This window comes from Actinoalloteichus hymeniacidonis (assembly GCF_014203365.1).
GTDB lineage: Bacteria > Actinomycetota > Actinomycetes > Mycobacteriales > Pseudonocardiaceae > Actinoalloteichus_A > Actinoalloteichus_A hymeniacidonis.
Genome location: NZ_JACHIS010000001.1, coordinates 4,122,411 through 4,140,127, shown reverse-complemented (window position 1 = coordinate 4,140,127; position 17,717 = coordinate 4,122,411). Strand labels below are relative to the sequence as shown.

Genomic DNA, 17,717 nt, shown 5'->3' with positions numbered 1-17,717 from the left:
AGGACGTGAAATCTTGCCGATCGACGCTTCGGTTAAGCTGATATCGGCCCTGCCGCCCGTGTTGGGTCAGGCGTGGATCGGGGAGATGCCGAACATGGCACGCGATACGGACGCAGTGCGAGAACTCAAGCAAGCCCTCGGGCGCGCATTGGCCGATCACCGCCGAGCGGCGGGATTCGCCCAAGCGGAGATAGCCCGTCGTGTCCACTACACCCGCACCGCCGTGAGTCACGCGGAAGCGGGCAGACACCTCCCGCCGCGTCGATTCTGGGCAGCCGCCGACGATGCGGTCGGCGCCGATGGCGTGTTGCTCGATCACTTCGACCGACTTCAATCCGCAGCCGCCGAATCCGAGCGAATCGAGCGGGAGAGAGAACAAGCCGTGTTCCGCCACCGCGCGCAACGCGGTCACCGCACACCGACCGAGAAGATCAGCAGTACCGACATCCACGCGGCTGCGACGGCGGACGAGCAGACACACGAACTTGCTGCGGCTCTTCAATCAGCCCGCCGAGTCGATGCCGAGGTCGTCGAATCCTTCGTAGCCCAACTCGAACACATTCGGACGCTGGACCGACGATTGGGCGCCGGACTGCTGCGCGGCGAAGTCCGAGCCAAGATCGCGCAGATCGAACCGTTGATGCGCCACAGCATCGACCCCGCGATTCGCCGCAGCCTGGCAGCGGTGCTCACCGAGTACTGCACCCTCGCTGACTGGCAATGCCTCGACAGCGGCCTACTCGGCGAAGCGTGGCAGCACTACGAGAACGCCAAGACCGCCGCCCGCGAATCCGGCAACGCAGCGCTGTTCTCCCATGTGATCGCCGAACAGGCATTCGTGCTCATCGACATCGGCCGCAGCACCGACGCGAGCGATCTCACCGGCCACGCACTCGCCGCAGCCCGCCAGAACGCACCCGCGATCCTGCTCGCCTGGCTCGCAGCAGCACACGGCGAAGCGCTGGCCGCGAATGACCAGAGCGCCAAGAGCCTGCGCGCCTTCGACCATGCCGCCCGAACTCTCCCCGCCGACACCGTGCACACCGACACGCCCTACGTCGCGATGGATGACGTCCATCTGACTCGGTGGCGCGGCCACGCGCTGGCCCGGACCGGGGAACGTTCAGCCGTCGCCGTTCTCAATGACGCGCTACGGGGCCTTGATCCGTCATATACGCGCGCAGAGACGGCCTTGCGGGTCGATCTCACCCGCGCGCTTCTGCACGCCGGAGAGCGAGACTCAGCCGCCGAACAGGCCGCGCAGGCGGATGCACTTGCACAACAGATCGGTTCCGCACGGCAGCAACGGCGGCTAGCTCGCCTTGCTGTCCCCGGCTGACTTCCGTACCCGCTTGGGCATCCGGCTACCCAGCAGCTCCGCCGCCTTCCGGTCAGCCGCAGCGACCCACGCGGCATAGACGCGCAGTGTCGTCGACCCACCGCCACCGTGCCCCAATCGGCCGGCCACGGTGCGCAGGTCGACACCAGCCGTCAGCAACTCGGTAGCGGAGTAGTGCCGCAGTGCGTGCAGATGGGTGTCGATGCCGAGCCGTGTCGCCATGTCCTTGTACCGCTGGGATACGGCGTTGGGGGAGTAAGGCACATGGTGGTCGGGCGAACGGACGCCGGTGAACACGAAGAGATCTTCGGTGAATTCGCCGCCCAGTTCTTCTATGCGAGCCTTGACCCGATCGCGGTGTTCTTTAAGTAGTACGACCGTCTCGGAATCGAGGGCGATTCTTCTGCGCTGATGGGTCTTGGTGTCTTTCTCGCGGCCTGCCACCCAGTTACGCCGATAGTCGATGATCTCCGCGTCGAAGTCGATGTGACTGAATCGCAGCCCGCAGAGTTCGCCCCGTCGCGGGCCGGTCGTCATCGCGACCCAGACGAGAATTCCCCAGTCCTCATCCATCTCGAACGCCGCATCGACGAGACGCGCAGCTTCGGTAGAAGTGGGCGGGTCCGGCTCCGGTGTCTTCTGCTTCGGTCGGCGCGCGATCCGCGCAGGATTCGCAGTGATCCAGTCCCAACGAACCGCAGCGGTCAGAGTGCCGCTGATGATTGCGTGCATCTGCCGGACCGTGGATGCGGCCATGGGCTTGCAGACGTGGACTCTGCACCCTGCCGTGCCGCAGTCGTGCTCAGCGCGCGTCGCGTGCTTTTCGATAAAGGGGTTCCGGTCGCAGCGGGTCCGGCAGCGACGCAGCTCCGTGTAGAAGCTCTCCAAAGCCCGCGCGTCGATCTTGCTCACTGCCAGGCCGCCGAGAACCGGCTTGATCGAGCGATCGATATAGCCGAGGTAGGTCTTGCGGGTGCTCTCTTCGTGTTCGCTGGTCCGTAACCACTCGTCGATGGCGTACCCGAGTGTGACGACGGAGGTTGCTGCGCGCTGACCGTCTACTTGGGCGAGCAGTCGTGTCATCGCCCGGTCGGCCTTGCGGTGGGCCGCCTTGTCGATTCCCTGCACCGTCTCGCGGAGATACCGCCGTTTGCTGGTGACCGGATCGGTGCCCGCGTAGACGACGACGCGAAGTGTGTTGCCTCGCTGTTCGACCCGTCCCCGTTGACGGCCTTCGGAGCGCGCACGACTCATGGCCTTGAGCATACTCGCACCCAAGGCCGCACCCAAAGATCAACTAGTGATCCACATCTTCGGTTGTAACCGCTGGTCAGCGGTGGTGCCCCCGGTCAGACTCGAACTGACACTGGACGGATTTTGAGTCCGCTGCCTCTGCCGATTGGGCTACGGGGGCTGGCGCTGATCCGAGACTCTATCCAATGCGATCCACAGCGTTGCAACCGGTGCCCGAAATAGGTCTGAACAGCAATGATCCCGCCCTCGGGAGACCGCTTCGGCCTGCCCGGGCAACTCGTGGAACCCCGGAAACCCTCCAGGCCCTTGCTCGTCCTGCGGGCGCAGCGCGGGCGGGCGGCTCGGACCGGCGTGGGGGACCGGGAACGCACTGATCGCGCCCGCGTTTCGGGTGAGACAGGCATGTGGTGAGCGTGATACACCGAAGGCGGTCGTCGGGCGCTAAGCTCGGACGTCGAGCCATGCCCACCATGATGGTCCGCCCATCCGTTGTCATACCCCTGGAGGACCCCGGTGACCGAGCCGGCTGCCGAGGCCCGATCGACGGCCCAGCCAACCGAAGCCACGCCGTCTGCGCCCCGCAGAGTGGTCGTGGCCGAGGACGAGGCGTTGATCCGCCTAGACCTGGTCGAGATGCTTCGCGAGGAAGGTTATGAGGTCGCAGGCGAGGCCGCCGACGGCGAGGAAGCCGTGAATCTCGCCTCGCGCTTGCGCCCGGATCTCGTGATTCTCGATGTCAAGATGCCGAAGGTCGATGGGATCGAGGCCGCATCGCGGATCGCGGGAGACCGTATTGCTCCCGTGGTCATCCTGACCGCCTTCAGCCAGCGCGACCTGGTCGAGCGGGCGCGGGACGCCGGCGCGATGGCCTACCTCGTGAAGCCCTTCGCCAAGCGGGACCTGATCCCGGCCGTCGAGCTGGCGATGTCGCGTTTCTCCGAGCTGCGCGCCTTGGAGGGCGAGGTCGCAGACCTCCAGGAGCGGCTCGAGACTCGCAAGCTCATCGAGCGGGCCAAGGGCATCCTGATGAAGAACCAGTCGCTGAGCGAGCCGGAGGCCTTCCGGTGGATTCAGCGCACGGCGATGGACCGGCGTACCACGATGAAGGCTGTGGCCGCGGCGGTCGTCGATACCCTGGACTGAGAATCGGTTCGTAACAGCGTCGTTTGGCAACCGCCATTTGTCGGAAACATATGACTGATCCACCTGATCAGGTGACTCTTTGCGCTGCGTCACGATGTGGAAACGGCAACAATCCGACGCTGTCCAATACACCCGATTGGCGCTACCTTCCTCCCCAACCCAGCACCGAGTGAGCGCGGTGGTCGCTGAAAAGCATGGGTAGGCCAAATGGAGGTATGGGTGTCCCAGACACGACTCGTACGGACCCTGGCGTTAGCGGCGGTCCTGTCGCTGACGGTCGCGGGGTGCGCGCAGAACACCGAGGATGACAGCGCGGGCCCAAGCGGCGACGGCGGCGCGTCCGCCGATTCGCCCGGTGTTCCCGAGAATGTGGTGCTGCCGGCAGGCGACGGGTCCGGCGAGTGTGAGGACGTCGCGATCGCCTATATCGGCACGATCGCGGGTCAGAACGCAGCGCTCGGACTCAACATCCTCAACGGCGTGCGTCTCGCGGTTCAGGAGCACAACGACGCGAACGAGAACTGTCAGGTCGAGCTTCTCGAGTACGACACGGAGGGCACGCCGGACCGGGCGCCCGGTGTGGTGACCGAGGCCATCAACAACGAGTCGGTCCTCGGCGTTGTCGGACTGCCGTTCTCGGGTGAATCCGCAGCGGTCGGCGACTCCTTCGCCTCGGCCGGACTGGTCGCCCTCAGCCCATCGGCCACCCGCCCGGACCTGAGCACCAACGGCTGGGACACCTTCTTCCGCGCCCTCGGGAACGACTCGGTGCAGGGGCCTGCGGCAGCCAGCTTCATCAGCGAGAACCTCGGTGCCGAGAGCGTCTGCATCGTGCAGGACGACTCCGCGTACGGCATGGGGCTCGCCGAGGAGGTCGCCTCGGCACTCGGCGACGCGGTCACCTGCAACGAGGAGATCCGCACCCAGCAGGTCGAGTTCTCCGCCGTGATCGGCAGCATCGAGGCCACCGAGCCCGACGCCATCTTCTTCGCCGGTTACTACCAGGAGGCCGCGCCCTTCGCGCAGCAGCTCTACGACACCGGTCTCGAGGTCGACCTCGTCGCGCCCGACGGCGTGCGGGACAACGAGTTCGTGATCAACGCCGGTGACGCCGCCGAGGGTGTCTACTTCACCTGCCCGTGTGTTCCCTCCGGTGGTTTCACCGACTTCACCAGTGCCTTCGAGGAGCTTGCGGGCGCGGAGCCGTCGACCTACTCCCCGGAGGGGTACGACGCCGCCACCATCCTGCTGACCGCGCTCGACCAGGGTCTGTCCACTCGGGAGGAGGTCCTGGATTACGTGCGCGAGTACAACGGCCAGGGCCTGACCAAGAACTTCCAGTGGGACGAGACGGGCGAGCTGACCGACACCCCGGTCTGGTCGTACCGCGTCGAGGGCGGCGAGATCGTTCAGGGCGAGCAGATCGGCTGACGCCGGTTCTTCGGGTTATCACCGCTGAGGCGCGGTTTGGCGACGGCGAGCGCCGCCGACCGCGCCTCGGCGCTCTTGTATGGAAACGAGTCGATCATTGAATCAGTCTCTTTCTGCGCAGGTCCTCGCCCAAGGTGAGTCCTGGATCGGTTTCGACGTCGGGCTCTTCATCGACCGGTTCTGGGCCAACACCGTGGACGGCCTGTCCTACGGCAGCATCTACGCCCTGGTGGCGATCGGATACACCCTCGTCTACGGTGTGTTGAAGCTGATCAACTTCGCGCACTCCGAGGTCTTCATCGTCGGCGCCTTCGCCGCGTACTTCACTTTCACCGCCCTCGGGTTCCGGCCGGGTCCCACCCTGGACATCCCGATGATCGAGATCGTGGTGAACCTGCTCTTAGCGGGTGTGGTCGCCATGATCGCCTCCGGCCTGCTCGCGTTGACCCTGGAGCGGGTGGCCTATCGACCCTTGCGGAAGAAGAAGGCGCCGCGACTGGTCTTCCTCATCACCGCGGTCGGTGCCTCGTTCACCATCCAGCAGCTGTTCCTGCTGTGGCGCGGAGCCAACGCCGAGCGAGCGATCCGCCTGTTGCGTCCGGAGCCGGTGTTCGAGTTCTTCGGCGCCAGGGTGACCAACATCCAGCTCACCATCTTCCTGGCCTCGCTGGTGCTGATGCTCGTCGCGGACATCTTCATCAACCGCACCCGGCTCGGCCGGGGAATCCGTGCCGTGGCCCAGGACCCGGACACCGCCACGTTGATGGGTGTCAACCGAGAGCGCGTCATCATGTTGACGTTCATCGTCGGTGGTGTGCTCGCGGGTGCGGCGGCGCTGTTCTACATCATGCAGATCCCGCAGGGCGTGCTGTACAACGGTGGCTTCCTGCTGGGCATCAAGGCGTTCACCGCCGCGGTGCTCGGTGGTATCGGCAACCTGCGAGGCGCGTTGCTGGGTGGCCTGATCCTCGGTATCGCGGAGAACTACGGGCAGTCCCTGTTCGGTGGCGAGTGGCGTGACATCGTCGCCTTCGTGCTGCTCATCGCCATCCTGATGTTCCGGCCCACCGGCATTCTGGGCGAGTCTCTCGGGAAGGCACGGGTATGAGTGCAACGCAGACCTCCAGCACCGCTCGCGAGCCCTTCGGAACGAGGATTCGCACCTGGTGGAACGGGCTGAGCCGATTCCAACAGTGGGGCCTGTTGATCCCGCTGGTGGCGGTCGTCTACCTGCTGCCACTGCTGAACTTCTTCCCGCTGTCCACGGAGCCGGGAACCAACTACGAGATCGCGCTCTTCAACGCGGCGCGCATGGCGCTGTTGGCGATCGGCCTCAACGTCGTCGTCGGCCAAGCCGGTCTCCTCGACCTCGGCTACGTCGGATTCTTCGCCATCGGCGCCTATGTCGCCGCAGTCCTCACCAGCCCGGACTCGGTGCTGTACGGGGATTACCCGTGGCTGGCCGTGGTGCCGATCGCGATGGCCGTCACGATGATCTCGGGTGTCATCCTCGGTACACCGACACTGCGACTACGCGGCGACTATCTGGCCATCGTGACGCTGGGCTTCGGTGAGATCGTCCGGCTGCTGGCGGACAACATCCCGCAGCTTCGCGGCAACCAGGGCTTCCAGTCGGTCGGCGGCCCGCCGGGAACCTACGCCGACGGGTCGCCGATCTTCGTCCAGACCGATGGGGCTCCGTGGTACTGGCTGACGGTCACCGCGATCATCGTGGTGCTCATCCTGGTGGGCAATCTGGAGCGCAGCCGGGTCGGCCGCGCCTGGGTCGCGATCCGGGAGGACGAGGACGCCGCCGAGATCATGGGCGTGGCCACGTTCCGGTTCAAGATCTGGTCGTTCGTGATCGGTGCCGCGATCGGTGGACTCTCCGGTGTCCTGTACGCGGGTCAGGCGGCCTTCGTCAACAACCAGCGGTTCGACGTCATCACCTCGGTGCTCTTCCTGGCCGCAGTGGTGCTCGGCGGTTCCGGTAACAAGGTCGGCGTCATCCTGGGCGCCCTGGTGATCTCCTACATCCCAGACCGATTCCAGGTGATCAGCGAGTACCGATACCTCATCTTCGGTCTCGCGCTGATCGTGTTGATGATCTTCCGTCCGCAGGGTCTCCTCGGTGCCAGGCAGCGATTGCTCGCCTACGGCAGACAGGCGTATCGCAAGCTGCTCGGGCGTTCCGAACCGGTCGCCACCGAGAGTCCCATGCAGGACTCGGGCAAGGGGGTGAACGCGTGAGCAGTCAGAACACACCGCCGGACGGACCGGAGAACGAGGTCTCGCCGACCACGGGCACCGAGCCTTCGGACTCGACGGCCGAGGCCAACGAGCCGGTCGAGGGTGGCCTCGTCGCCGAGGTCGCCGGGATGACGGAGAAGGAACGGGCCGAACACGAGGCCGAGGTGGCCGAGGTCGTCGCGCCCGATCGAGAGATCGCCGTCGAGGTGGGGGACACCCTGCTGGAACTGCGTGACCTCACGATGCGCTTCGGCGGGCTCACCGCGTTGAACTCGGTCTCCTTCAGCATCCGCCGAGGCGAGATCCTGGGTTTGATCGGCCCCAACGGTGCAGGCAAGACCACCTGCTTCAACGCCATGACCGGTGTCTACCGGCCGACCGAGGGCCAGGTGCTTCTCGAGGGCAAGCCGCTGGGCAAGCTCAAGCGTTTCGAGATCACCCGGCGCGGTATCGCCAGGACGTTCCAGAACATCCGGCTCTTCTCGGAGATGACGGCGCTGGAGAACGTCATGGTCGGCACCGATGCCCGGCACCGCACCGGTGTCGTCGGGGCTCTGCTGCGGCTGCCTCGGCACCGTCGCGAGGAGAAGGAGGGCATCGAGCGGGCCATGGCGTTGCTGGAGTTCGTGGGCATCGCCGACCGCGCCGCCGACAAGGCGCGGAACCTGCCCTACGGCTACCAGCGCAGGCTGGAGATCGCCCGCGCCCTGGCCACCGAGCCGAAGCTGCTCTGCCTGGACGAGCCCGCCGCGGGCTTCAACCCGGCGGAGAAGGAGGAGCTCATGGAGCTCATCCGCCGCATCAGGGACGACGGGTACACCGTGCTGTTGATCGAGCACGATATGAAGCTGGTCATGGGCGTCACGGATCGCATCGTGGTGCTCGAGTTCGGCGGAAAGATCGCCGAGGGATCGCCCGCGCAGGTGCGGGAGGACCCGGCAGTGATCGCCGCGTATCTGGGGGTGCCCGACGATGACGTTGCTTGAGCTGTCCGATGTCTCCGTGCATTACGGGCGGATCCAGGCGCTGTCCGGTATCTCCCTCACCGTCGACCAAGGCGAGATCGTCACCCTGATCGGTGCCAACGGTGCGGGCAAGTCCACCACGATGCGGGCGGTGTCGGGTCTCCTGCCGTTGTCGAAGGGCTCCATCACCTTCGACGGCGAGGACATCAGCAAACTCCGTGCCGACCTCCGGGTGGTGCGGGGCATCTCGCAGGCACCGGAGGGCCGAGGAGTCTTCCCCGGCATGACGGTGCTGGAGAACCTCGAGATGGGGTGCTACACCCGCAAGGACCGCAAGGGGATCCAGGAGGACTTCGAACGCGTCTACGAGCTGTTCCCCCGGCTCAAGGAACGCATCGGGCAACCGGGCGGCACGCTGTCCGGCGGTGAGCAGCAGATGGTCGCCATCGGCCGCGCACTGATGGCCCGGCCCCGACTCCTGCTACTCGACGAACCGTCGATGGGGTTGGCGCCGCAGTTCATCCGGCAGATCTTCCGCATCATCACCGATATCAACGAACAGGGCACCACCGTGTTGCTGGTGGAGCAGAACGCGCAGTCGGCGCTCAGCAGGGCCCATCGAGGCTATGTGCTGGAGAGCGGCAACATCACCCGATCCGGGGGTGGGCGGGAACTTCTCGCCGACCCCGCGGTGAAGGACGCCTATCTCGGCGTGGCGTAGGCGGTGATCGAGGCGGGGTCCTCGGCTTCGGCGTGACAGCCGGGCCGGTGGCCCCGCCTTGGTCGTGCAGGAGGTTCGTCGATCGCCCGCTCGCCGGGGCCGTACCTCGGTTGCGCGGTCGATGGCGCGAAGCCTCAGGACGCGGCGGGCTCACCCGGTGGGCGATCGCGAAGCATGCAGGTCAGCCGTGCCGTACAGGTCCGCCGCCCGGATTCGTCGGTGATCACGATCTCGTACGAGGCGGTGCTGCGGCCCCGGTGCAGCGGGGTGGCCACGCCGGTCACGGTGCCCTCGCGGGCCGCCCGGTGGTGAGTACAGGACAACTCGATGCCCACGGCGATCCGATGAGCTCCGGCATACATGGCCGCCGCGATCGAACCGAGGGTCTCCGCGAGCACGGCATTGGCCCCGCCGTGCAGCAGCCCGTAGGGCTGGCGGTTGCCCGCCACCGGCATGGTCGCCGTCAGCTGATCCGCATCCCAGTGGGTGATCGCGATGCCCATTCGGGCGGTGAGCTGCTCGTCCGGTACCTGGGTGCCCTCGCCGATGAAGCCGTGCTGAACTGCGGCAGCACTGATCGGCTCTCGGGTCTGGCTGGAATCACTCACCCGTGGTCTCCTCTGAATGACGCACTGAAAGACAGTCGGACCCGCAGCCTAGACTCGCTGGCCGTGTCCCTGTCTGACGGTAACTCCGCACCCGGCCGCCTCCTGCTGCTCGACGGCCACTCGCTGGCCTACCGGGCGTTCCACGCACTACCTGCGGAGAACTTCCGGACCACGACCGGGCAGACCACCAACGCGGTGTACGGCTTCACCTCGATGGTGATCAACCTGCTGCGCGACGAGACCCCGACGCACCTCGCGGTGGCCTTCGACGTCTCGCGCAAGACCTTCCGCAGCGAGGTCTACCCCGAGTACAAGGCGACCCGGTCGGCCACCCCGGACGAGTTCAAGGGCCAGATCAGCCTCATTCAGGACGTACTGGCCGTCCTCGGCATCCCGGTGCTGGCCAAGGAGGGCTTCGAAGCCGACGACATCATCGCGACGCTGACCACCCAGGCCGCCCAGCAGGGTTTGCGGGTCTCCATCTGCACCGGCGATCGAGATGCGTTGCAGCTGGTCACCGAGGCCGTCACCGTGCTGTACCCGCGCAAGGGCGTCTCGGACCTGACCCGTTTCACCCCGGACGCCGTCCAGGAGAAGTACGGCCTGACCCCGGTGCAGTACCCGGACTACGCCGCGCTGCGCGGCGACCCGTCCGACAATCTCCCCGGTATCCCCGGGGTCGGCGAGAAGACCGCCGCGAAGTGGATCCGCGAGTACGGCTCGCTTGCGGACCTGGTCGACCGGGTCGACGAGGTCCGAGGCAAGGCGGGCGAGGCCCTTCGCTCGCGGTTGGAGGCCGTCCTGCTCAACCGCAGGCTCACCGAACTGGATCGAGCCGTGGAGCTGGAGCTGGCCCCGCAGGACCTGGAGGTCCGGCAGTGGGACCGCGACGCCGTGCACCGGCTGTTCGACGATCTCGAGTTCCGGGTGTTGCGTGACCGGCTCTTCGCCACCCTCGGCGCTGCGGAACCGGAGGTCGAGGAGGGGCTCGACGTCCACGGCGGGTTGCTGCCCTCCGGGGCGCTGGCCGCCTGGTTGGGTGAGCACGCCGTGGCGGGCACCCGGATCGGATTGGCGACGAAGGGAACCTGGGCGCGCGGCGCGGGCGACACGGAGGGGTTGGCCCTGGCCACCGCCTCAGGACAGGGCGCCTACATCCAGACCGTCGACCTGACCGAGGACGACGAACAGGCGCTGGCCGCCTGGCTGGCCGACCCGCAGCAACCCAAGGCGGCACACGATGCCAAGATCGTCCGCCACGTGCTGGGTGCGCGCGGATGGCGTCTCGCCGGCCTGACCAGCGACACGGCCCTGGCGGCCTACCTGGTGCGGCCGGGGCAGCGTTCCTTCGATCTCGCCGATCTGGTCGTCCGGTATCTCGGCAGAGAACTGCGGCTGCAGGCCGAGGAGGACTCCGGTCAACTCTCGTTGCTCGCGGACGAGCGGGCGGACGCGGCGGCGCAGGCCACCGACGAGATCGTGCGCGCCAATGCCATCGCGCTCTTGGCCGATGCCCTGGACGGCGAGCTCGCGGGCATCAACGGTTCCTCGCTGCTGACCGAGCTGGAGCTGCCGGTCCTCGGGGTGCTCACCGAGCTGGAGGAAGCCGGGATCGCGGTCGACGCCGACCGGCTCCACGGCTTGGCCGATCACTTCGCCGCCCAGGTCAAGGTCGCCGCCGACGCCGCCTTCGGTGTGATCGGCAAGGAGATCAACCTCGGCTCGCCCAAGCAGCTGCAGGTCGTGCTGTTCGACGAGCTGGGGATGCCCAAGACCAAGCGCACCAAGACCGGGTACACCACCGACGCCGAGGCGCTGCAGACGCTCTTCGCCTCCACCGAGCATCCGTTCCTGGCGCACCTGTTGGCCCATCGCGATGCCACGAGATTGAAGAGCACCGTCGACGGCCTGATCAAGTCCATCGCCGCCGACGGTCGGATTCACACCACCTTCAACCAGACCATCGCCGCGACCGGCAGGCTCTCCTCGACGGAACCCAACCTGCAGAACATCCCGATCCGCACCGAGGAGGGCAGGCGGATCCGCGAGGTCTTCGTCGTCGGTGCCGGGCATGCCGAGCTGATGACCGCCGACTACAGCCAGATCGAGATGCGGATCATGGCGCATCTCTCGGGTGACGAAGGCCTGATCGACGCATTCCGGCAGGGCGAGGACCTGCACACCTACGTGGCCTCGCGGGCCTTCGACGTCGCTGCGGACCAGGTCGACGCCGAACTGCGCAGGCGGGTCAAGGCGATGTCCTACGGCTTGGCGTACGGCCTCTCGGTGTATGGTCTGGCGCAACAGCTGCGGATCTCCGCCGAGGAGTCCCGTGCTCAGATGGATGCCTACTTCGCTCGTTTCGGCGCGGTGCGCGACTACCTGCACGACGTGGTGGAGCGCGCCCGCAAGGACGGATACACCGAGACGGTGTTGGGGCGACGCCGTTACCTGCCCGACCTGACCAGTGACAACAGGCAGCGGCGGGAGATGGCCGAGCGGATGGCGCTCAACGCGCCGATCCAGGGCAGCGCTGCGGACATCATCAAGGTCGCGATGATCGAGGTGCACAAGGGCCTCGTTGAGTCCGGTCTGCGTTCGCGGATGCTGTTGCAGGTGCACGACGAACTCGTCCTGGAGATCGCCGAGGGCGAGCGAGACGTGGTCGAGGAATTGGTTCGCCGCACGATGGGCTCGGCCTACCAACTCGACGTGCCGCTGGAGGTCTCGGTGGGTGTCGGGCGTTCCTGGGACTCCGCCGCCCACTGACCCGGAGGATAAGTTGATCAAAGTCGAGCGGTTCGACCACCTTGTGCTGACCGTCGCGGACATCGAACGGACCCAGGAGTTCTACCGGGACGTCCTGGGCATGGAGCCGGTGACCTTCGCCGATGACCGGCATGGTCTCGCCTTCGGCGTTCAGCGGATCAACCTGCATCCCTCCTCCGAGGCCATCGCCCCTGCGGCGACCTATCCCGTGCCGGGGTCCGCCGACGTGTGTCTGGTGACGCTCATGGCGATCTCCGAGGTCAAGGACCACCTGCGGGCCTGTGAGGTGCGCATCGAGGAGGGACCGGTCACCAGGGTCGGCGCACTCGGCCCGATGATCTCGCTGTACTTCCGCGACCCCGACGGCAACCTGATCGAGGTCTCGCGCTACGAGGAGGTCGAGGAGTAACCGCCTCGTCCTCGGATGCTCCGACACCGGGTGCCGTCGTCCGTAAGGCGGCGGCACCCGGTGCTCTCACCAGGCGATCTCGGGTCGCAATCTGCTCGGTGTCCAGACCCGCCTGCTCATCGCGGCGGTGACGGCGACGAGGAAGGCGACCCCCAGCCAACACAGGCATACCGCCGTGGCCAGCAGCGCAGCCTCGATGTCGGTGCCGTAGAGCAGGTGGCGCAATCCCTCGACGACGTAGCCCAGCGGCAGCATCCGGTGCAGCGGCTGGGTGGCATCGGGAACCGCCGACCAGGGAAAGGCACTGCCCGCGGTGGTGAGCTGGAGGATCAACGCGACCAGCGAGATCAGCCTTCCTGCGGGGCCGAACAGCGCGCACAGCGCGTGCGCTATCGCGGTGAACGCGAGCGCGGTGACCACCAGCAGCCCCAGTATCGCCCATGGCCGTGTCGCGGGCAGTCCGATCACCAGGACCGTCGTGGCGAAGAGCAGCAGCGCCTGTGCCACGCCCAATACGGCGGCGGGCAACCAGCCGCCCAGTGCCACCCGCCAGGCGGGCACGTTGGCGGCGAGCGCGCGAGCCGACAGCGGTTGCAGCAGGAGGTAGGACACGACGGCCCCGACCCACAGGGCCAGACCCAGGAACAACGGCGCGAGACCCGCGCCGTGGCTGCCTGCGGTCAGGTGCGCCCGGTCGGTCACGGTGACCGGCGAGGCGATGGTCCGGGCGGCGACCTGCCGGGTGGCCGCATCGGGCGTGGGGGCCACCTCGGACTGCTCGGCGAGCTGCTCGGCCAATCCGACCGTGTCCTCATCGAGTTCCTCGGCGGTGGCCATGAGTGCTCCGGCCCCGTCGGTGAGCAGCGCGGTGTGTTCGGCGAGGGTGCCCGCGGCCTGCGTGGAGAGCTCCTGCTGCGCGGCCAACTCCGCGACATCGGCGCTGATCGTCGAAAGCGCATCGGCGAGCTCCAGCGTGCCGTCGGCCATCGCCCCGACACCAGAGGGGTCCGCGGAACTGTGCTCCTCGGCGGGGCCGATCGACGAGGCGAGGCGGTGTGCTGTCTCGGCCAGGGCGGCGGTGGTGTCGCCGTCTGCCTGGTGCGTTGCCACCAACTCGGCGAGCGACTCGGCGAGTGCGGCTGCCGTGTCGTCGACCCGATCCGTCCGGCCGATGGTGTCGTCCAGTGTCTCCAAGACCGCGTCGAGCGTCTCGGAGGACACCCCGAGGCGGGTGAGCTCATCGGTCAGTTCGGTCCGAAGCGTCGGCAGCGCGATCGCGATCTCGCCCGTGGTCTCGGCCAGATCGCTGCCGGTCTCGGCCGCCGACTCGGTCCCAGCCGCCGTGTCCGCCGCCTGCGCTGCCGCCCGCTGGGCCTGTGCCCCGAGCTCGGTCGCCTGGTCTGCGGCAGACGCCAGCTGCGCACGCACCGTCTCGGTATCCGCCTCCACCGCGGCCAGCGCCTCGGCGGCCTCCGTCGCGACACCGGTCGTCTCGGTCAACTCCGCGAACCGCTCGGATCGGTCCTGTGCCTGGGCCAGCTCCTCCTCGATCAGCGCGGCGGTCTCAGCGAGCAGTTCCTCGGCGATGGCGAATTCCTCGACGAGCCTGGCGGTGAGCTCGGTGAGATACCCGGACTCCGCCGCCGCATCGGCGGTCTGCTGCTGTGCCGTGCTGAGGTCGAGCAACAGTCGATCGGCGGTCTCGGTACCGACCTGGGTGGCGACGGTCGACCGGATCCGCTCCGCGAGCTGGTTGGCGACCGTGCCGACGAGGTGATCGTTGGCGTCGTTGGTGATCACCGTGAGTCGAGCCGAACGTGGGTCCAGGGCGGCATGGGAGAGCAGTGCGCTGGAGAAGTCCGGCGGCACGACGAGGGCGAACCCGAACCGACCGGAGGCGACTCCCCGGTCGGCCTCCTCCGAGGTGACGCGGTGCCAGTCGAAGTCGCCTGCGGCGATCAGCTGCTCCTCGACCTCCATGCCCGCGTCCAGGGTGCGGCCCTCGGTGTCGATCGCGCCGTCGTCGGCCATCACGATGGCCGCGGGCACCGAACTCAAACGCTGGTAGGGGTCCCAGTTGGCATAGATCGACAGCGCACCGAAGACCAGCGGCACGAACAGCGCCGCCACCAGGGCCAGCCTGGTGATCCGGCCGGTCGCCAGTCGTCGCAGCTCGATGGAAGCCAACCGGCGTGCGCTCATCCCGATTCCCTCCACGCGGCCTCGGCTGCGGGCGACAACAAGGGGGTGACGGGCCTGCCCGGGCTGCTGTATCGGCGATAGGCCGGTCGGTGGCCGTCGTGGGCACCGATCCGTGCGGACTGGACGCCCAACATCGACACCGACTCCGGCGAGCACATCACGGCCACGGCCCAACCCTGATCGGCCTGATCGCGGGCGACGCCGAACCAGCTGTGCGGGCTGCCGCCGTGTCGATCGGGACAGTCCAGGATCAGGGCGTGGACGCCGGGTCGTGCCGCCGCGAGATCGGTGAGCACCCGCGTCCGCACCGCGGGGTCCAGGCGATCTGCGCGTTCCTCCGACTCGGCGAGCAGCCCCCGTTCGCGCAACCACCAGATGATCGAGTCTCGGTCGTCCGGCCGACCCGCCTGCGACAGGCCCTCGGCGACGATGTCGCGCAGCAGCGCGCCCGGTTCGGGGGCACTGATCTCGGGGGAGTCCACGATGGCGGACCGGCGGCGTAGCTCCGATCGCGGTAGGGGACCGTCGGACTCGACCCGGCCGTCGTGCGGTCGCATCCGGCCTGCCAGCACGAGGGCCAACGCGGTCCGGCCCGAGCCCGGTCGCCCGGCGATCAGGGTGAGTTCGCCCGCCCGGAGCTCGACGCTGGTGGGGGAGAGCAGCGTTCCCCTGGTGTCGGCGAGGCTCACCTGGCGTGCGTGGATGTCCACCGGCCGCTCCACGGACGAACCCCCTTCGACCTGGTCATCTCACCGCAGAGCCGCGGCGGGACGCACCTCCCACACCGTCCACAGAGGACGATAACCCTGCGTTGGCCAGAACACAGTGGAGAGCGGATTCGCCGGGTTGTAGTACAGGTAGGTGCCGCTGGCCCCGCCCTCGGTGAAGTGTCGATGGGCCGCCGCCATCAGGATCGACCCGACGCCGCCACCGCGCAGAGTGGGAAGCACCGAGAGGCAGTTGACGTACCCCCAGGTGCCCGGACGCAGCCTGCTCTCGAGATCATCGGATCGCACGGTGCTCCACGAGCACTCCGCGAGACCGACGGGCAGCCCGTCTCGCTCGGCCAGCCACACCGGGGCCCCTGCGGCCAGCCGAGCTCGCAGACCCGCTCGTTTCAGCTCGACGTGGTCCGGCCGCAGCATCGTGCCGCCGACCAACGCCGAATAGCGGGTCTCGTGCAGGGCGATCTCGGCGGCGGCATCGAGGTCCGAGGGCGTGGCGCGTCGCACCGTCGTACCGGATGCCCGAGGTATCGGAGCAGTCCGGTCCGACGTGCGCACCGCCAGGACGGTGAGCGGCATCAGGCAGTGATCGAGGAACACCCTGGTCCCGTCCACGTCCCGACTCGGCCAGGTGATCTCACAGGCCGAGTCCTGCGCGGGCGGCGAGAGCCGATCGAGTTCGGCGCGCCAGACCTCCACCAGCGCTCGCAACTCGGCGGACTCGGTGGCCGCCCCCGACAGCGGGAACAACGCGCACGACCAGCGCGCCGACCACAGCGTCGCGATCGAGCCGGGCGGGTGTCGCGATACCACGCAGGCTGCGGACACCCGGCGTCCGTCGGGCAACGCGGCGTGCAGCAGTGGCCCGCGCGGCTGGGGGAACCGATCCGGCAACAGCGGGTCGAGACGGTGCAGGTCGACGGGAAGCAGCTCCTCGTTCACGGCCTTCTCGCTCTCGACGTCGGTGATCGGCCCTCGATCTGCCGCGCAGGTCCGCGCTCAGCGGGTTCTCATCGACTCCGGCAGCAGAAGACGGCGGTGCCGGGGAACAGCCTGCCGCGCAGCGGGCTCCATTGCCCCCATTCGCGTTCGTGTCCCTCTGGCCACTCCGGTTCGATCAGATCAGTCAGGTGCAGGTCCGCCTGCACGATCGCGCGGACGAAGTCGCCCAGGGTGCGGTGGAACTCCGCGTAGGTCGTCGTCCCGTCCTCGTCTGCCTCGATATACGGCGCCCGATCGAAGTACGACTGCCGCACGGTCAGTCCGGCCGGACCGGGATCGTCGGGGAAGATCCAGCGCATCGGATGCGTCACCGCGAACACCCAGCGCCCGCCCGGTCGCAGGACCCGCGACACCTCTCGCATGACGAGATCGAGATCCGCCACGAAGGGCAGCGCACCGAAGGCGGAGCAGGCGATGTCGAAGGAGTCGTCGGCGAAGGGCAGCGCGTCGGCGCTCGCCTGGACCAGCGGGACCTGCAGCCCGGTGCGTTGCGCGCCGATCGTGGCATGCCGGAGCATCCCGGCGGAGATGTCCAGCGCCACCGGTTCGGCGCCCTGTCCCGCCAGCCAGCGGGAGCACGACGCCGACCCGCAGCCGACCTCCAGCACGGTGCGACCCTCGAGATCGCCGAGCAGTCCGACCTCGGACTCGAGAAGGCCCTCCGGGCACCAACGGAACTCGGCGTCGCCGAGGAAATCACCGTGGGATGCCTGGTACTCGTCGGCGTCGGCGTCCCACCACGCTCGTCCGGCGGCTCTGGCCGAGGCGGCATCGACCTCGGCGTGCCCGTACCGGGTCGCACCCAGCGCCGCCTGTGCCGCCGCATAGCGGTCGACGTCCGGCGAACTGGTCTCCTGGGGGGAGTCGATGGTCACGCGGGGTGCTCCGTTTCACGCGGT

General features: G+C 67.8%; 15 protein-coding genes and 1 tRNA gene. 9 read left to right on the top strand and 7 right to left on the bottom strand.

All coding sequences use genetic code 11. The features are described 5' to 3' along the window. Positions 1-94: 94 nt before the first annotated feature. Positions 95-1,339, top strand: a complete 1,245-nt coding sequence (locus BKA25_RS17045; RefSeq protein WP_172803767.1) for a helix-turn-helix domain-containing protein — start codon at positions 95-97, stop codon at positions 1,337-1,339. On the opposite strand, the gene BKA25_RS17040 is transcribed toward BKA25_RS17045, so the two are convergent. Next, a complete protein-coding gene (locus BKA25_RS17040; RefSeq protein WP_236750635.1) occupies positions 1,313-2,467 on the bottom strand; it encodes a tyrosine-type recombinase/integrase in 1,155 nt (384 codons plus the stop codon). The two genes, BKA25_RS17045 and BKA25_RS17040, sit on opposite strands and share 27 nt — an antisense overlap. A gap of 209 nt (positions 2,468-2,676) precedes the next feature. Beyond that, positions 2,677-2,753: transfer RNA gene (locus BKA25_RS17035), tRNA-Leu, on the bottom strand. A gap of 353 nt (positions 2,754-3,106) precedes the next feature. Between BKA25_RS17035 and BKA25_RS17030 the strand changes: the two genes are divergently transcribed. The 6 genes from BKA25_RS17030 to BKA25_RS17005 all read left to right on the top strand — a co-directional run bounded on the left by BKA25_RS17030 (position 3,107) and on the right by BKA25_RS17005 (position 9,103). Then, entirely contained in the window at positions 3,107-3,736 is a 630-nt protein-coding gene (locus BKA25_RS17030) for an ANTAR domain-containing response regulator (protein ID WP_069848390.1), read from the top strand. Positions 3,737-3,955: 219 nt separating this feature from the next. Next, positions 3,956-5,167 (top strand): branched-chain amino acid ABC transporter substrate-binding protein, encoded by a 1,212-nt coding sequence (locus BKA25_RS17025; RefSeq protein WP_236750637.1) that lies wholly within the window; start codon positions 3,956-3,958, stop codon positions 5,165-5,167. A gap of 97 nt (positions 5,168-5,264) precedes the next feature. Further along, the gene (locus tag BKA25_RS17020) at positions 5,265-6,275 is read left to right on the top strand and encodes a branched-chain amino acid ABC transporter permease (RefSeq protein WP_260331251.1); all 1,011 of its coding nucleotides are present in this window, start codon (positions 5,265-5,267) and stop codon (positions 6,273-6,275) included. Further along, the gene (locus BKA25_RS17015; RefSeq protein ID WP_069848396.1) at positions 6,272-7,417 is read left to right on the top strand and encodes a branched-chain amino acid ABC transporter permease; all 1,146 of its coding nucleotides are present in this window, start codon (positions 6,272-6,274) and stop codon (positions 7,415-7,417) included. The genes BKA25_RS17020 and BKA25_RS17015 overlap by 4 nt, the downstream gene beginning before the upstream one ends. A 128-nt stretch (positions 7,418-7,545) precedes the next feature. Next, on the top strand, positions 7,546-8,403 hold the full coding sequence (locus tag BKA25_RS17010; RefSeq protein ID WP_069853524.1) for an ABC transporter ATP-binding protein: 858 nt from the start codon (positions 7,546-7,548) through the stop codon (positions 8,401-8,403). Beyond that, entirely contained in the window at positions 8,390-9,103 is a 714-nt protein-coding gene (locus BKA25_RS17005; RefSeq protein WP_069848398.1) for an ABC transporter ATP-binding protein, read from the top strand. The genes BKA25_RS17010 and BKA25_RS17005 overlap by 14 nt, the downstream gene beginning before the upstream one ends. A 134-nt stretch (positions 9,104-9,237) precedes the next feature. Here the strand turns inward: BKA25_RS17005 and BKA25_RS17000 are convergent, their stop codons facing one another. Next, positions 9,238-9,681 carry a hotdog fold thioesterase gene (locus BKA25_RS17000; RefSeq protein WP_069853525.1) on the bottom strand — a complete coding sequence of 148 codons (444 nt, stop codon included), beginning with the start codon at positions 9,679-9,681 and terminating at the stop codon, positions 9,238-9,240. 93 nt (positions 9,682-9,774) lie between these two features. Here BKA25_RS17000 and polA point away from each other — a divergent pair, with 93 nt between their 5' ends. Both polA and BKA25_RS16990 read left to right on the top strand, forming a co-directional pair. Further along, positions 9,775-12,480, top strand: coding sequence for a DNA polymerase I (polA, locus tag BKA25_RS16995; protein WP_069848400.1), 2,706 nt, complete (start codon positions 9,775-9,777; stop codon positions 12,478-12,480). Between the two features lie 13 nt (positions 12,481-12,493). Then, positions 12,494-12,889 (top strand): VOC family protein, encoded by a 396-nt coding sequence (locus tag BKA25_RS16990; RefSeq protein WP_069853526.1) that lies wholly within the window; start codon positions 12,494-12,496, stop codon positions 12,887-12,889. A 66-nt stretch (positions 12,890-12,955) separates the two neighbouring features. Here the strand turns inward: BKA25_RS16990 and BKA25_RS16985 are convergent, their stop codons facing one another. The 4 genes from BKA25_RS16985 to BKA25_RS16970 form a co-directional block, all read right to left on the bottom strand. Then, on the bottom strand, positions 12,956-15,091 hold the full coding sequence (locus BKA25_RS16985) for a YhgE/Pip family protein (RefSeq protein ID WP_069848401.1): 2,136 nt from the start codon (positions 15,089-15,091) through the stop codon (positions 12,956-12,958). After that, positions 15,088-15,801 carry an ATP-binding cassette domain-containing protein gene (locus tag BKA25_RS16980; RefSeq protein WP_172803768.1) on the bottom strand — a complete coding sequence of 238 codons (714 nt, stop codon included), beginning with the start codon at positions 15,799-15,801 and terminating at the stop codon, positions 15,088-15,090. The genes BKA25_RS16985 and BKA25_RS16980 overlap by 4 nt, the downstream gene beginning before the upstream one ends. A 39-nt stretch (positions 15,802-15,840) precedes the next feature. Then, positions 15,841-16,758, bottom strand: coding sequence for a GNAT family N-acetyltransferase (locus tag BKA25_RS16975; RefSeq protein ID WP_069848405.1), 918 nt, complete (start codon positions 16,756-16,758; stop codon positions 15,841-15,843). 68 nt (positions 16,759-16,826) lie between these two features. Next, positions 16,827-17,693, bottom strand: a complete 867-nt coding sequence (locus tag BKA25_RS16970) for a class I SAM-dependent methyltransferase (protein ID WP_084642839.1) — start codon at positions 17,691-17,693, stop codon at positions 16,827-16,829. Between the last annotated feature and the right edge of the window lie 24 nt (positions 17,694-17,717).

Bases quoted from the DNA above. Each gene is read 5' to 3' on its own strand.
- BKA25_RS17045 (WP_172803767.1), top strand. From the start codon at position 95: ATGGCACGCGATACGGACGCAGTGCGAGAACTCAAGCAAGCCCTCGGG.
- BKA25_RS17015 (WP_069848396.1), top strand. From the start codon at position 6,272: ATGAGTGCAACGCAGACCTCCAGCACCGCTCGCGAGCCCTTCGGAACG.
- BKA25_RS17005 (WP_069848398.1), top strand. From the start codon at position 8,390: ATGACGTTGCTTGAGCTGTCCGATGTCTCCGTGCATTACGGGCGGATC.
- BKA25_RS17010 (WP_069853524.1), top strand. From the start codon at position 7,546: ATGACGGAGAAGGAACGGGCCGAACACGAGGCCGAGGTGGCCGAGGTC.
- BKA25_RS16985 (WP_069848401.1), bottom strand. From the start codon at position 15,091: ATGAGCGCACGCCGGTTGGCTTCCATCGAGCTGCGACGACTGGCGACC.